This window comes from Sporolactobacillus sp. KGMB 08714 (assembly GCF_036598985.1).
Taxonomy (GTDB): Bacteria; Bacillota; Bacilli; order Bacillales; family Sporolactobacillaceae; genus Sporolactobacillus.
On sequence record NZ_JAUUBW010000074.1, the window covers coordinates 121456 to 136508 of the forward strand.

The window sequence follows — 15053 nt, forward strand, 5'->3', positions numbered from 1 at the left end:
ATCAACTTGATCACCTCCCATTATTTCACGATGCTCTTAATGTCACCGCGCAAATAAGCTTTGACATCATCTTCGATCGGATCATAAAAATCTGGTGAAATATCCAAATATTTGCATGCTTCATATAAAATTGGCACAACGTCTGACCGCACTGCGGCAATGTGATGAATGTATGGGCCATAAACCAGCTTGGTCTCAAAGCGGTTCAAATTGACAAATTGTAGCCAGAGATACGTACCTTGTTCGTATGGTCCGTCACAAGTTTTCGCGTTACCCAGCAGCAGTGAGTAGTTTCCATTGTCTCCATCAAAGCGGCAGAGCGTATATGTGCCGTCTTTGGCCTGAAAGCCAACACTGCCCGGATAGTCAAAGACGAAGTGAGATTTCGGAAGCTTCGGTTTGTTCCTTGCTGTCGAATACGGAAAAACGCCCAGATGTTGGAGCAATTCCCCATTTGGATTTTCAGGATGTCGGCAATTGACATCGGCGAAAACCGCACGTTCCTGACCCATCGTCGCGGCCTCGACAAGAAGCTCTGAGATCACACCATGGATGTCTGTCTCGCAGGTGACCGGCGTGCCTTCATCTTGCAACAAGGATTCAGAAGCATAAGGCAGAATCCCGATCTCGTCTTGAAGTGCGGTCCAGCACTGGATGGCACCTGCATTACAACCGTATTCTTTCATCTTTCGGCTCAAGGCAACCTTTAATGCTGATACCATATTCAAATCCTTATCACTTATTTCCACGTCGGCAATCGACCGCAGTTTTTGCTCTGTCTCAGCGATCTCAGAGTCATTGTTTGATTGCAATTCATGAATTTTTTCAACAAGCTCTGTCAGAGGTATTGGCGATAATGAGATGTTAAATCGTTCCAATAACTCTCCTTCATTGACCATAGTTGACCAGAAGTCAAAAGGCCGGGGGCCGACCTGCAAGATACGAGTTTCTTTGAAGGTCTTCACGACATTGCAAACTTTGATGAAATCCAGAACACCTTGTTCAAATTCTGAATCCCCGATATCAGCATTGACCAAGTAAGTAAATGGTACCTTGAATCGTCTAAGAACTTTCCCGATTGCAAACAAACCGCACTGTGTGTCCCGCAAACGGGAACCGTCAGTTGCTGGTGCTTCGTCTTTTGGTCCCCAAAGCAAAACCGGTACATCAAATTGTTTAGCTAGACGTGCGCATTCATATTCCGTTCCAAAGTTTTCATTGGCCAAAAATAAACCGTCGATGCCTGCTTTTTTGAATTTGGCGGCAATTTTTTTCATCCCCGCATCGTCATATAACAAGCCGTCCTCGTTAATGTCTTTGATATCAACAAAATCAACATCCATGGCATTTAGTTTATTTCGGGTAAGGTCAGCGAATTCGATCGCCGCGTCTGCAGAAAAAATATTTCGACGGGTGGGAGCAAAGCCAAGCTTGATCTTGTCAGTCATCATGATTCCTCCTAAACTTTATTATTTAGTTTACAAAACTATTGTATTTGTTTATTTAGCTTAACACAAGATGTTTTGCAAAATTCGTCTTAATTTAGTATTATTCTAGTTGCAATAAGCGGAGGGATGAGTATGAGATTGAAAATGAGCGACATCGCCAGGATGGCCAACGTTTCAAAGTCGGCTGTTTCGCTGGCAATCAATGGCAAGCCCGGGATCAGTGAAGAAACTCGGAACAAAATCATCAGCATCATTACAGAACAAGGATACACTCCACTCCGTAAGACGCGCCGCACCCCTGACAACACGATCGGGGAAGTCACGTTTTTGGTCGTGACAACCAGTGGAGTCGTTCAAGACAATTATCGTAGTCTTCCCTTTTTCAATAGCTTGATCTCCGCCCTATCGGCCACTGTAAGCCAGATGAATAGCAGCCTCCGTACCATGACCATTCAAGGGAACCAGTTGCCTAAAAAGCTTGATGAGGTCGCTGCAGCCAGCAATAGCGGTGTACTCGTACTAGGAACGGATCTGACGCGGGAACAAACACTGATGATCAAGCGACGGTTGCAAAAAGTGGTCTTTCTCGACACTTACTTTGAAGATGTTGTTGCTGATTTCGTCACGATGGACAATTATCAAGGCGCCCGATTGGCAGGAAAGTATATGCTGGATCAGGGGTATCGAAATATCGGCTATTTTGCTTCCGATAAACCCATGTCGAACTTCAACGAGCGACGGCGCGGGTTCCGGGAGGCACTTCTGGAAGCTGGTGTCATTGTGGCCAATCAGCATTTCTATCTTGTTCCCCCCACCAACGTAGATCCAAAGGGGTTAAATCTCAACGCGTTGGGTGATGATATGCCTGAAGCCATTTTTTGCGAAGATGACTACATTGCGATCCGTCTGATCAAAGCCGCTCAAAAAGCTGGTTTAAATATTCCAAGAGACTTGGCGGTAATGGGCTTTGATGACATTCAAGAAGCACGCCTGATCTCGCCTGAACTTTCAACCATCCACGTTGAAATTGAGCAAATCGCCGATCAGGCCTTGCATCAGTTGCTCAAACAGCAATCCAATGCAGCTTGGTATCCACAAAAAACGTTGATTGCAACGACTTTGGTAAAACGCGAGTCCTTGTAACCAGCTCATTGCCACAATATTTAAAAAAGAGGGGTCAGCGGCCTCTCTTTTTAGTTTATTAATTGTTTAGTAAAATTAGATTGACTAAAGCAAAATAGTGTGTTAATTTTAAGTCGATCAAGAAAGCGAATACATGAATTACAAATTGTTTTTTGTCAAAATCGACTTGGAGGTGACAATTATGCTCACAGTAGAAAGAACCAATTTTGTAAAAGATGGAAAACCTTTCTTCTATCTTGCAGACACCTGCTGGAGCGCCTTTACGAACATCACGTTGGATGAATGGAACTACTATCTAGATTTCCGAGCAGCCCAAGGATTTAATGCGGTTCAGATCAACATTCTCAGACAATGGGATGCCAGTGGCTCAGATCTTGGTTATGAACCCTTCCCCGTCACCCACGAGGGAAATCAATACAATTATGATTTTAGCCAGTTAAATGAAGAATATTTCGATAGGGCCGATCTAATGTTGCAGATGGTGCGAGACCATGACATGATTCCAGCTCTGGTATTGCTCTGGGCAAACTACGTTCCGGGTACATGGGCGAGTGCTCTTGCTCTGAATAATCAGATCCCCTATAAGGACATCGGACAGTACGCATCCTACGTAACAAAGCGGTTCAAGAAATTCCAGCCAATCTACTTTGTCAGCGGCGACGCTGACTTTCCGACTGACGAAACTGTTCGTTATTATTCAAAAGCTTTCAAAGTAGTAAAAGAGAATGACCCTTCAGCAATATATTCTTTTCACATCAAAGGTCGATTCATCGATCTTCCCGAAGAATTTTTAAATAGTGTCGATTTTTTCAGCTATCAATCAGGCCACAATCTTGACGGACAGGCGACCGCTTATCAGATTCCTGTTCAATTACGCGAAAAAGGTTTTGCTGGTCCCATTGTCAACGCCGAACCATGTTATGAAAACATTAGCTATAGTCGCAACAAATATGGCCGATATTCTGCTCGCGATGTAAGAAAGGCATCCTGGAGTTCCATATTGTCGGGGGCTGACGCCGGTCTCACTTATGGTGCGCATGGGATCTGGAGCTGGCATAGGCATGGACAGTCATTTGGCATCGTCGAAGGTGAAGGCTTTCTAACTCCTTTCGATTGGCGTGATGCCTTGCACTTTAAGGGCGCTAATGACATTTCATTTTTAAAAGAAACCGTCAGTAGCCTTTTTGAGGGGAGTGAGATCATTCCGGTATCCCAAAATGTCAACGATGAGCCAAGTATTCGAGTAGCTTCAAACAGAGAAAAAGCGCTGTTCGTTATCTATGTACCAACTAATGCCACCCTCAAGTTGAATAACTTAGGGATCGATTCAGCTCACTATTGCGCACAGAGTGTGGATCTTCAAACGCGCCAGATTTCAAATCTCAGTTTCAAAGATGAGTCGGTGTTGAATATGAGCAGAGCAGAAGCAGACTCACTTATTATTCTCAGCAAAATAAAGGAGGTAAATTAGCCATGGACGACCAAAAACTTGCAAATAAGATTCTGGAGGATGTCGGCGGCAAGCAAAACGTTCGAAGTTTGATCCACTGTGTCACCCGTTTGAGGTTTCGCTTAAAGGACAAGTCGAAAGCCAAAACCGATGAGATCAAAAATCTTGACGGAGTTATGACTGTAGTTCAAAGCGGTGGCCAGTACCAAGTGGTTATTGGTGATAATGTTACAAACATCTTTGATAAGATCACCCCGCATCTTGACACTGCAGCAGTAGAGGCAGAGCAAAGCACTGAATCAGACCAGCCAAAAGAAAAAACATCTTTCTTCAATTCTGCAGTTCAGCTATTGTCTTCCCTTTTCACGCCGATTTTAGGTCCTTTAGCTGCAGCGGGTATTTTGAAGGGCTTCTTAGTCCTCTTGACGCTTACTCACGCTTTGACCGAAAAGTCTGGCACATACATGATCCTTTACGCAACTGCCGATGCCCTCTTCTATTTTCTACCTGTGTTACTTGGCTTTTCTGCGGCAAAGGTCTTCAAGACAAATCAGTACATGGGGGCAATCGTCGGATGTGCTTTGGTCTATCCAACAATGGTAGCAGCTTACAACGCAGGCACACACCTGACATTTCTCGGAATCCCAGTTGTTTTAATGAGCTATGCACAAACCCTTATTCCTATCATTGCTGCGGTGTATTTCCTCTCCGTCGTGGATAAGATACTGAATCGAATTGTACCAAAAGCTTTGAAATTGATTTTTGTTCCACTGCTGAGTTTAGTGATCGTGGTTCCGGTCGCTTACCTTGTTGTTGGTCCTGTCACAAGTATACTTAGTCAATGGCTTGCCGATGCCGTTTTGGCTATCTATGGAGTCTTCCCAGCACTGGCAGGTTTCCTGCTTGCCGGTATTTGGCAGGGTGCTGTTCTTCTTGGCTTGCACTGGGCATTCATCCCTATCTTCTTAAACAACATTGCTACGAAGGGATTTGATCCGATCAACGCTATGCTGTATTGCACAGTCTTTGGGCAAGTTGGTGCAGCATTGGCAATGTTCATTAAGGCGAAGGATAGAAAATTCAAAGAATTGTCGCTCACTGCCGTCATTTCGGGCTTTCTTGGGATCACTGAGCCTATTATTTACGGTGTTACTATTCCACACAAAAAATCATTTGTAATGGCTTCCATCGGATCCGCCTTTGGTGGTGCCATAGCCGGTTGGGCAGGCGCTAAAATGTATGGTGGCTTTGCAACTGGTGGTGTCTTCGGGATTCCGATGTTCATCAATAAGTCCGGTATTAATTCTGAGTTCATCGGGTTCGTACTTTCCTTGGTCATAGCCTTCTCTGTGGCTTTGGTACTTACCCTGATTACGGTTCCAAGTGTAAAAGCAAAGGAACCTGCTGCTGAGAAACCAAAGGTGAATATTGATGAGGATATTTCTATCGATTCACCAGTTGCCGGCACAGTTGAAGCACTTCAAAAGGTCAATGATGAGGTTTTCTCAAAGGGTCTCATGGGGCCGGGCGTCGCAATCGTACCTTCTAAAGGTGAAGTGGTTGCTCCATTTGATGGAACTGTGGTCTCTGTCTTTCCTACTAAACATGCGATCGGCCTTCGTTCGGATTCAGGAGTAGAACTTCTCATTCACATTGGATTGGACACTGTTGAACTCAAGGGTACCCCGTTTGATATGCATGTTCAGGCCCAAGATAAAATAAAGAAAGGACAGCTCCTGGAAAACATCGACATTGATGCAATACAAAAATCGGGCTACGACCCAACAGTCATCGTTGTTGTTACGAACCAAAAGGATCTTGGAGAGGTTAACATAAAAGAAGATTCAGGTAATCTCGAAGCTGGCACACAGTTGCTTATCGTCACGCCAAGAGCGCAATTAGCGCTGAATCCGATTAACGTCTGAAAATTCGGATCAGGTTCAATTGTTCCATCGTGGTTCGTTCTGTACGGCGTAGACATTTATACCGATAACCGAGTCTGATTCCTTTTAAATCAAGGAATTCAGGCTTTTTTGCCAAAACGCGATATAATTATACCATGTTTTGGAGGGATACAGATGTCATGGGTCCATTTGAAGAACAAAAAACACGGCATCACTTATGTATATGAATCGGTATTGGAATAAAGGAAAAAAACAGACACGGAGTCGTCGGAAATGCATCGGCAAACTGGACCCGGTAACGGGCGAATTCATTCCGTCCAAAAAATATGCCGATGGCCTGAAAGAGATCATCAGCTAAAAAAACAAGAAACACGATCCGATACCGTCGACATCTTATCAGCGCCGTTTTTTGGGGGCGACCTGCCTGTTTGACGCCATCAGCGCCGAACTTGGAATCACAGATGACTCGGCCCAATGCTTTCCAGAATCGTACCAACAGATTCTCTCCCCAGCCTATTATCTGGCTCTGGAGGATCGCAATCCGATGAGTCGTTTTCCCCCGTTGGTGAAGACCCATGTGCATCCTTATGAGAAAAATCTGCCCTCCCAGAGAAATAGTGAACTGCTTGGATCCATCACTGAGAACGCCAAACACCATTTTTTCTTCTCCAAAGCAAACGGCGCGTCCCTGAAGAGTTTTGGCTTACGATACAACCTCCGTCTTGTCCTATTCCAAAGTGCTGAAACAGGTCAAGTACGGAAAAAAACAAGGATCATAATCCGTTGCCGCAGATCAGCCTGGCGCTCCTTTACGGGGAAATCTCCAGTCTGCCGGTAGCCTATCGCAAGATGCCGGGAAAATCAACTTTTATAATGATTTTAGAACTTATTACAATTTTTAATAGCTATTTTTAAACAACTTTATTTAATAACGGGAAAGTTAAACAGTAAAGTATTGCGGGTTGGGAACTCCGAAATTAAACAACTTTATTTGTATTTATCAATATATAATATTTATTGTATCGGACAAAAAAGTTGTCTACTGAGACTGTTACTATGAGTGAATCATAGCAGCAGTTTTTTTCTGTTCAGAGGGTGATTGTTTACCGAAGCGGGCAAACCATTGGACCGAGAATAAAATTGCACGATATTGCGCTGAGAATCGAGACGGCGGTGGATTAACAAATTATAAGCATGGTTAAACCTGACAATTTCATATCCCAGTATTAATCAAAGAAGAGGGGTCATTATTTCAACCGGCCGAATTTTGTACCGAGTTTCTCTTTCGGCTTTTCGGATCAATTTTAGTGGCTTTACATGGTGAATCAACGAAACCTGCCATCCACCATGAAGCGATTCCCTTGCTGCTGTAACAGCGCGTTCCCTACCTTATCCATAGGGCATGAAGGACAATAGTTTTACGGCTTTCCGGAAAGTTTTCGCGCCTTTGCATTTTCATGTCCCCATTTTTGATATAACACAATTGATGTTGCTTCATTAATAACACGATTTGGTTTTCCATAATCATCCGACTTTCGTTGCCCCCAAAAATAAGAGCAGGATTCATACAATTAATTTTTTCGCCGAATCACTTGAATTAAAGTCAACTTGAAGTGTTAGGATGATTGGTATAACATCATTAATCATGAGGAGGGTGTATCATGCCTTATGTCGTCATTACGGGAGCAAGTTCCGGGATCGGTTATGCGTCGGCTTTAGCCTTTGCCGGAAGAAACAAGGATCTCATCCTGACCGCAAGGAGAAAGCAGAAGCTGGAAGAGTTAAAATCAACGATTCATGAAATTAATCCCAATATTGATGTCGTTGTTTTCACTGCGGATTTATCTGATAGTGACGAAGTCCGCCATTTATATGCACGTACGAAGGCGTACGAATTAGAAACGTGGATTAACAATGCCGGATTTGGAGAGTATGCTTCCGTTGCTGAACAAGATTTGGCGAAAGTTGAGAATATGTTAAAATTGAATGACCTGGCCCCGACCATTTTGTCGTCTTTGTTTGTCAGGGATTATGCTGCTAAAGAGGGGACACAATTAATCAATGTTTCTTCGGACGGAGGGTACACAATGGTGGGGAATTTCGTCACTTATTGTGCGACGAAATTCTTCGTGAGTGCTTTTACGGAGGGGCTGGCGCAAGAGCTGCTGGCCGAGGGAAGCCCGATGAGGGCGAAAGTACTGGCTCCGGCCGTCACTGAAACGGAATTTGCGCATAGGGCCATGAATGTTGAGACCTTCGATTACAAAGCGAGCTTCGGTCAGATTCATACTCCGGAAAGGGTGGCTCAATTTCTGCTTGATCTCTATGATAGCGATAAAGCCGTCGGACTCGTGAATGGGGAAACCAATCAATTTGAATTGCGCGATCCCCTCTTCCCTTATATCACAAAAGGATGATAACGTTGACGAAGGGATTGTATGCGGAAAGCAGCGTGAACCTTGGTTGAGGAGGCCTATCATGGAAAGAGCATCCGAAACGTTCAACATCAGGCAGGCATCTGAATTTTCCGGCCTGTCGGAAGCGACGATCCGTTATTATGAAAAAATCGGCCTGATTCCTTATGCGGATCGAAAGCCGAACGGACATCGGATCTACAGCAAACAACAGCTGGAAGGCATGATATTTTTGACAAGGTTGAAAACAACCGGAATGAAGTTAGAAGAGATTAAGCGTTACCTCCGACTTGCTGAAGCAGGACCGGCGTCAATCCCAAAGAGAATGACGATTTTAAAGCAACAGAAGGAAAGAATTCAGATCGACATCTCGCGATTACTGGCGACACAGAAAATTATTGATTATAAAATTAACCACTACAATGAAGCCCTCTTAAATCCGGATTTAAGTCATGCCCGCTGTGACCTCGACGAATAAAAAGTTTTTACTTGCAAAAAAGCTGCTTATCGGATGAAACTTTGCCATAAATCATCGCAAGAGTTACTAAAGTATCATGAACACAAAGAAGTTAGCTTCAACTGTATGCTCATTGAAATCATTGCCTTCTGACAGACATTGCGGCATGTCACATCGATTACCGGCACGAGGCCAGGATCCGGCCGAAAATCTCATAAAATCAAGGGCTTATCCAAAGGGACGCAGGATCAGTCGCCTGTTTGCAGGACAGAGGAAAATAACTATCGATCCATGATGATCGGACCTAAGTCGAAAATCATTTTTTTAAGAAAATCACCGTCTGAAAACCGGCTAATTGATGATTCATGAACATTTCAGGAAAATCTTAAGAAGTCCATAAGATGGAATTCCAACATAGCTCCTTGTTCTGTGGTTGAATAATATCTGCACAGAATAAGGAGCTGGTTATTATGAGACGAAAAGTAAAAAGGAAAAAGTCAGGAATACGCATATTTGTAGCACTTCTGCTGATAGCTGTTATTGCTGCTTTTGTTTATAAATCCATCATTATTCCGGGAAACCGGCAAATATTTGAGAAAGGATATGACGATAAAACTTTGTCATATCCTTCTTTAAAGATAGCATCCGATTCTTCTGATTCCTCTGTTTCTTTATCTCTCAACACGCTGAACAGCCCTAATGTGATTCTGATTCGTTTAAAAGATCATACCCTTTTAATGCAGAAAAATAGTGAGGAAAAAATCTATCCGGCTTCTTTGACGAAAATGATGACGGCTATTGTTGCGATAGAAAATTTACCTGACTTGAAGAAAAAAATCACACTGACCGATTCTGTGTTTCAGGGCCTGTCAGAAGCAGATGCATCTATGGCGGGGTTCCAGCCAGATGAGAATGTAAGGGCGATTGACCTTTTATATGGGGCTCTGCTTCCCAGCGGGGCAGAATCCTGTGTTGGACTCGCCGATTACATTGCAGGGTCGGAGAAGAACTTTGCAGAAATGATGAATCGAAAAGCGGCAGAGCTCGGCATGCACAACACCCATTTTGCGAATGTAACAGGACTTCAGAATAAAAACCATTACACAACAGTCAAAGATCTGGCTATTCTTCTAAGCCATGCTCTGCAAAATGATACTTTCCGCGAGATTTTTACTTCATCAAGCCATTTCGTGCCGCCAACGAATAAGCACCCTGACGGAATAACCCTTTACAGCACCTTGTTTGAAGAACTGAACAATCAGAGCATCGCGGGCGGAAAAATCTTAGGAGGGAAAACCGGCTACACCGATGAAGCAGGTCTGTGTCTTGCAAGCCTCGCTCAAGTGGGTAACCAAGAATATATCCTGATTTCAGCCGGTGCGAAAGGAAATCATCATTCGCAGCAGTATGATATTACCGATGCATTAACTGTATACGACAGCATAGGGAAATAACAAGTTCTTCATAAGAATTCATTAAGATTTTGATAAGCCAAAATTCCAACATCGCCTGCCTGATTCCGATAAGATGAACTTGCCGCATCGGACAGGCTTATTACTCCGCACGCCGCCTGTTTCTGGATACTATTATCAATCGCCTGAATCTGAAAGGAGAAAGCAGCATGGATAGGCTGAAGATCGCAATTATATTCGGAGGCTGTTCCGAAGAACATCCCATTTCCGTTAAATCTGCGCAAGAGGTTGCAGAAAACCTTGATATCGAAAAATATGAACCGTTCTTTATCGGGATTACGAAAAAGGGTGTTTGGAAGCTTTGCCGCCGTCCTGATGAAAATTGGGAAAAAGGCAGCTGCCGTCCGGCAATGCTGTCACCGGACAGAAGCGTACACGGATTGCTTGTTCTGGAGCAGGGACAATATAAAACGATCCGTTTGGATATGGTGTTTCCCGTTCTGCATGGCAGACTTGGCGAGGATGGTGCGGTGCAAGGTTTGCTGGAGCTTTCCGGTATTCCTTATGCAGGCTGTGATGTCCAAAGTTCTGCTCTGTGTATGGACAAATCTCTTACTTATATCGTCGCTGGAAGCGCGGGAATCGCCACACCCGATTTCCGGACTATCATGGCGGACGAGACTATTGATGCCGACCGGCTTACTTATCCCGTTTTTGTAAAGCCGGCCCGTTCGGGTTCATCTTTCGGCGTCAGTAAGGTACACCGAAAAGAAGAATTGCTGAGCGCGCTGGAAACCGCAAGACAGTATGACCCGAAGGTGCTGATTGAAGAGGCTGTCACCGGCAGCGAGGTAGGCTGTGCGATATTGGGAGAGGTATGGGTTTGATTGCAGGCGAGGTCGATCAAATTTGTCTATCTCACGGTTTTTTCAAAATCCATCAGGAGTATAAGCCTGAAAACGGTTCCGAAAACGCAGCAGTCATCGTTCCCGCCGGCATCCCGGCAGAGGCGCGCCTGCTCGTTCAGGAGACAGCCAAAGCCGTATATGGCGCCTTGAGGTGCAGAGGACTTTCGCGGGTGGATATGTTCCTGAAGGAAGATGGGGAAATTATACTTAACGAGGTGAATACCTTGCCCGGTATGACCGCGTACAGCCGTTATCCGAGAATGATGGCGGCCGCGGGCCTGCCGTTTACCGAAGTGATCGACCGGATTGTGTCCTTGACATTGAAAGGAAAAAGACGATGAAAAATAATTTTGTCTTTGCAGACGAATTTATATCAGGAATCCGTTGGGATGCTAAATACGCCGCGTGGGATAATTTTACCGGCAAACCGGCGGCGGCTATGCAGCCAATCGAATCGTCGGTACGAGAGCTTTGGTGCAGTCCTGAAAAAAGCACGGGAAAACGCCGCATTTTTTGGTTTTGGCTTGCTTCTCTGGAATGGCTATCGCCCGCAATCCGCCGCAGATTGTTTTCTGCGCGGGTCCAAACAGCCGGAAGACGGCCGGACGAAACAAAAACATTATCCGAATATTGACAAAACTGAGACCGTTGAAAAAGGATATGCGGCCGCTAAGCCGGCCCACAGCCGGGGCAGTGCCATTGACTTAACGCTTTATCATTTAGCTGCCGGCACACTTGTTCCAATGGGCGGCGGCTTTGATTTGATGGATTCAGTCTCACATCACGGAGCAAAAGGCATCACGCCAGTCGAAGCGAGAAACCGCCAATGCCTTCGCTCTATTATGGAGGCCTGCGGTTTTGTCCCATACGATCGCGAGTGGTGGCATTACACACTGAAACACGAACCTTATCCAAACACTTATTTTAATTTTCCCATCACATAGCTGAGCCGGCCAAAGAAATGGCCAAAAATGTAAAACACTTAAGAAAACTTATATCATAATAAAACTTCAGGTTTAAAGCTAAGGGGCCGTTTGCCGATTAACAGCGCTTCAGAACAATTCCTACAATAAATGATTACAACAGAGATGAATTGAATGATCATTAATCTAATATTTATTAAAATGTCGATTACATGGCTGATCAGTACTCTGCCATTTTTGATTCCATACCAGATACTGCTGGCCGCTCAAAGCAAAAAAATCGGCTATAAATTGTCAATCGGACATATTGTCATCGTATATATCTTTGTGTACTATCTGACCGGTGTGCTCAGTTTTACTCAAATTCCTTCCATAAGGGATATTGTTTATAACAGCTTTGGAATCATAACAACAAAGGGGCTGGCTGTCCCGGCGGATGAGATTAACCTGATTCCGTTTCGCTGGATTACAGAGGGTGTCCGCCCGTACATTGAAAATATATTGCTTTTTGTACCTCTTGGATTCATGCTTCCATGTATTTGGAAAAAGTATGAAGTGTTACGGAAGACAGTATTAGTCGGTATTGCATTCTCTCTTATCATAGAATTGAGTCAATTGTTCAATGGAAGAATAACGGATATTGATGATCTACTGATGAATACGCTCGGAGCATTCATCGGATGGGTGATTTTCAGGCTGCTGAAAGGCCATTTATCAAAATTGCAGGACAAGGTTTCTGTCCAAAGTACCGGTACCGAAAGAATTCCCTTGCTCCTTCGTGAAGAGGCATGTTTTTATATGGCTGGCGCATTTGCCGGTATGTTCTTTGTGTATTACCCATTTTTAAGATCTCTACTTTAATTTATAATGGCAAGCTATCTGACTTAAGCATCCTTTTCCTGCTTTTGCGGAAGTATGACAGTAAAGACTGTTTTTTCTGTATTACTTTGCACGAAAATATTGCCTCCATGCGCGTTTACGATTTCTTTGGCAATAGCCAGTCCGAGCCCGGCGCCGCCTGTATGGGTAGAACGGGATGTGTCCAGCCGAAAAAAACGCTCAAATATCGTTTCCAGTTTTTCCTGCGGGATAGGATTCCCTTGATCCGTAAAAGTTATCATAATATTTTTATCCTGCTGCTGAGCGGAAATGTCAATCATGCTGTTTTCATAACTATAGGCTATCGCATTTTTCAGAATGTTGTTGAACACACGGGCCAGTTTGTCTGCATCTCCCCACAAAGTGAATGCGTCAGGCACATTGACGGACACCTGTTTTCCTTGCGGAGTCAGCATGGGATAGAATTCATCGGCCATCTGCTGGAGCATGAACAGTAAATTGATTTTTTCTTTATTCAAAACAATCGTTTGAAGATTAAATCTTGTGATCTCAAAAAACTCATTGATAAGCTGCTCCAATCGATAAGCTTTTTCCAAGGTAATGCCGACATATTTCGCCTTCTGTTCAGGAGGCATATCAGGGGCTTCATCCAGAAGGCTTAAGTATCCGATAACGGAGGTCAGCGGTGTCTTGATATCATGCGCCAGGTAAACGACCAAATCATTCTTGCGCTGCTCGGCATCAAGTACGGCTTTCTTTTGTTTTTCCAAGGTGCTTTTTATCTGATTAAGCTTGTTTTCCATAAAATCCAATTCCGGCGATAATGTAATTTCATCATCGGATTCCTCAGTAAGTTTATCTATTCCAGCACTGACTTCATCGAAATATTTTGTGAACCAGGAAACGGAAAGTCGAAAAAGGATAACTAAAAATATTAGGGTTACGACAAAGAAGATCATGTCCATATTGTTGCGAATCACCAGCTGGTAAATTGTCAGTGCGTCTGGATTGTTAAAATGAAAAGCGGTGACTAAAAATCGAACGATCTGATCTCCGATCTGCCCGCGCAGGATATTACGCAATAGATAAACAGTCACGACGGTGGCAGCTGTCATCAGAACCATTTGCAAAAAAACCTTTCTTTTTAGGTTTGTGTAATTACTCTTTTTGTTACTTTTCAATTTTATAGCCAATCCCCCATACCGTTTTGATATATTTGGAATGTTCTGCACTGTCGTGCATTTTTTCTCTTAAATGCCGGATATGAACCATGACTGTATTGTTGCTGTTGGTGAAATACTTGTCTCCCCATACTTCATGGAACAATTCTTCCGAACTGACCACCCGTCCGCGATTGGAACAAAGGACCCAAAGAATAGAAAACTCTGTAGGAGTGAGAGACAGCTTTTTTTCATTCAGCATACATTCATGGGTAGCCATGTCCAATACCAGGCCGGAAAAGGCAATCAAATGTTCTTCCTGATTCGGCTCCGAAGAATTATATTTAGTAAATCTCCGCAGCTGCGCCTTGACACGGGCAATAAGTTCCAAGGGGAGGAACGGTTTCGTGACATAGTCGTCCGCACCCAAAGTCAGCCCGGTAATCTTATCGATTTCTTCTTCTTTGGCTGTCAGCATGATAACCGGAAAATTATGCTTTTCCCGGATTTGCTGACAGATAGAAAAACCGTCTGCATCGGGAAGCATGACATCCAGAATGGCGAGATCCAGTTTTTCATTTTCAATACAGTTAAGGGCATCCTTGCCGTTATAAAATTTAAAGACATTATAATTCTCATTTTTCAAATAAACTTCAACCAAATCGGCAATAGCCTGTTCATCATCAACGATTAATATATTTGCAGCCAAAAGCGCCATCTTCTTTCTTTTAAGAACATATCCCCATAATTGTCATACCGCGAAGCAAAAATTCATTTTATAGCTTTTTACTTATTAATATCTTAAGATTTTCTGAATATCGCAATACGACGGCCCTTTACACACAAATATAAAATATCAATTTTGTCAATGGCAAGTGTTTTAAGCAATAAATTCCCCGAGTCTTTAAAGAATATCCAAGAGGCTGTCTCAAAAGCCCTGTTAAAACTCAAGAACCGGAGAGAAAATTTGTAAAAAAATTTCTCTCCGGTTCTT

The 15053-nt window shown here is 43.7% G+C and carries 11 protein-coding genes and 3 pseudogenes; 10 read left to right on the plus strand and 4 right to left on the minus strand.

All coding sequences use genetic code 11. The annotated features are described in order from the left end of the window. Window positions 1-20: 20 nt before the first annotated feature. A complete protein-coding gene (locus Q6A92_RS20130; RefSeq protein WP_332239129.1) occupies window positions 21-1451 on the minus strand; it encodes an L-fucose/L-arabinose isomerase family protein in 1431 nt (476 codons plus the stop codon). Window positions 1452-1580: 129 nt separating this feature from the next. Between Q6A92_RS20130 and Q6A92_RS20135 the strand changes: the two genes are divergently transcribed. The 10 genes and pseudogenes from Q6A92_RS20135 to Q6A92_RS20175 all read left to right on the plus strand — a co-directional run bounded on the left by Q6A92_RS20135 (window position 1581) and on the right by Q6A92_RS20175 (window position 12920). Next, entirely contained in the window at window positions 1581-2591 is a 1011-nt protein-coding gene (locus Q6A92_RS20135) for a LacI family DNA-binding transcriptional regulator (protein WP_274401285.1), read from the plus strand. Between the two features lie 181 nt (window positions 2592-2772). Beyond that, window positions 2773-4062, plus strand: coding sequence for an apiosidase-like domain-containing protein (locus Q6A92_RS20140; protein ID WP_274401284.1), 1290 nt, complete (start codon window positions 2773-2775; stop codon window positions 4060-4062). 2 nt (window positions 4063-4064) lie between these two features. Next, a complete protein-coding gene (locus Q6A92_RS20145; protein WP_274401283.1) occupies window positions 4065-5966 on the plus strand; it encodes a beta-glucoside-specific PTS transporter subunit IIABC in 1902 nt (633 codons plus the stop codon). Between the two features lie 153 nt (window positions 5967-6119). After that, window positions 6120-6803 (plus strand): annotated as a pseudogene (locus tag Q6A92_RS20400) (IS1634 family transposase); the annotation flags it as partial. A gap of 803 nt (window positions 6804-7606) precedes the next feature. Continuing rightward, the gene (locus tag Q6A92_RS20150; RefSeq protein ID WP_274401282.1) at window positions 7607-8362 is read left to right on the plus strand and encodes an SDR family NAD(P)-dependent oxidoreductase; all 756 of its coding nucleotides are present in this window, start codon (window positions 7607-7609) and stop codon (window positions 8360-8362) included. Window positions 8363-8423: 61 nt separating this feature from the next. Then, on the plus strand, window positions 8424-8837 hold the full coding sequence (locus tag Q6A92_RS20155; RefSeq protein ID WP_274401281.1) for a MerR family transcriptional regulator: 414 nt from the start codon (window positions 8424-8426) through the stop codon (window positions 8835-8837). A gap of 449 nt (window positions 8838-9286) precedes the next feature. Further along, window positions 9287-10270, plus strand: a complete 984-nt coding sequence (locus tag Q6A92_RS20160; protein ID WP_332239130.1) for a D-alanyl-D-alanine carboxypeptidase family protein — start codon at window positions 9287-9289, stop codon at window positions 10268-10270. A gap of 167 nt (window positions 10271-10437) precedes the next feature. After that, window positions 10438-11477 (plus strand): annotated as a pseudogene (gene vanA, locus Q6A92_RS20165) (D-alanine--(R)-lactate ligase). After that, window positions 11474-12080, plus strand: a pseudogene (vanX, locus tag Q6A92_RS20170) (D-Ala-D-Ala dipeptidase VanX). The pseudogenes vanA and vanX overlap by 4 nt, the downstream one beginning before the upstream one ends. Before the next feature lie 153 nt (window positions 12081-12233). Next, window positions 12234-12920: a VanZ family protein gene (locus tag Q6A92_RS20175; protein ID WP_332239131.1), complete on the plus strand. Its 687-nt coding sequence runs from the start codon at window positions 12234-12236 to the stop codon at window positions 12918-12920. A 23-nt stretch (window positions 12921-12943) separates the two neighbouring features. On the opposite strand, the gene vanS is transcribed toward Q6A92_RS20175, so the two are convergent. The 3 genes from vanS to Q6A92_RS20190 all read right to left on the minus strand — a co-directional run. Continuing rightward, window positions 12944-14092, minus strand: coding sequence for a vancomycin resistance histidine kinase VanS (gene vanS, locus Q6A92_RS20180; protein WP_443029766.1), 1149 nt, complete (start codon window positions 14090-14092; stop codon window positions 12944-12946). Next, on the minus strand, window positions 14070-14768 hold the full coding sequence (gene vanR, locus Q6A92_RS20185; protein ID WP_274401277.1) for a VanR-ABDEGLN family response regulator transcription factor: 699 nt from the start codon (window positions 14766-14768) through the stop codon (window positions 14070-14072). Before vanR ends, vanS begins: the two co-directional genes overlap by 23 nt. A gap of 92 nt (window positions 14769-14860) precedes the next feature. Then, a partial coding sequence (locus Q6A92_RS20190; RefSeq protein WP_332239133.1) for a hypothetical protein occupies window positions 14861-15053 on the minus strand: 193 nt, incomplete at its 5' end.

Bases quoted from the DNA above. Each gene is read 5' to 3' on its own strand.
- Q6A92_RS20130 (WP_332239129.1), bottom strand. From the start codon at position 1,451: ATGATGACTGACAAGATCAAGCTTGGCTTTGCTCCCACCCGTCGAAAT.
- Q6A92_RS20135 (WP_274401285.1), top strand. From the start codon at position 1,581: ATGAGATTGAAAATGAGCGACATCGCCAGGATGGCCAACGTTTCAAAG.
- Q6A92_RS20140 (WP_274401284.1), top strand. From the start codon at position 2,773: ATGCTCACAGTAGAAAGAACCAATTTTGTAAAAGATGGAAAACCTTTC.
- Q6A92_RS20145 (WP_274401283.1), top strand. From the start codon at position 4,065: ATGGACGACCAAAAACTTGCAAATAAGATTCTGGAGGATGTCGGCGGC.
- Q6A92_RS20150 (WP_274401282.1), top strand. From the start codon at position 7,607: ATGCCTTATGTCGTCATTACGGGAGCAAGTTCCGGGATCGGTTATGCG.
- Q6A92_RS20155 (WP_274401281.1), top strand. From the start codon at position 8,424: ATGGAAAGAGCATCCGAAACGTTCAACATCAGGCAGGCATCTGAATTT.
- Q6A92_RS20160 (WP_332239130.1), top strand. From the start codon at position 9,287: ATGAGACGAAAAGTAAAAAGGAAAAAGTCAGGAATACGCATATTTGTA.
- Q6A92_RS20175 (WP_332239131.1), top strand. From the start codon at position 12,234: ATGATCATTAATCTAATATTTATTAAAATGTCGATTACATGGCTGATC.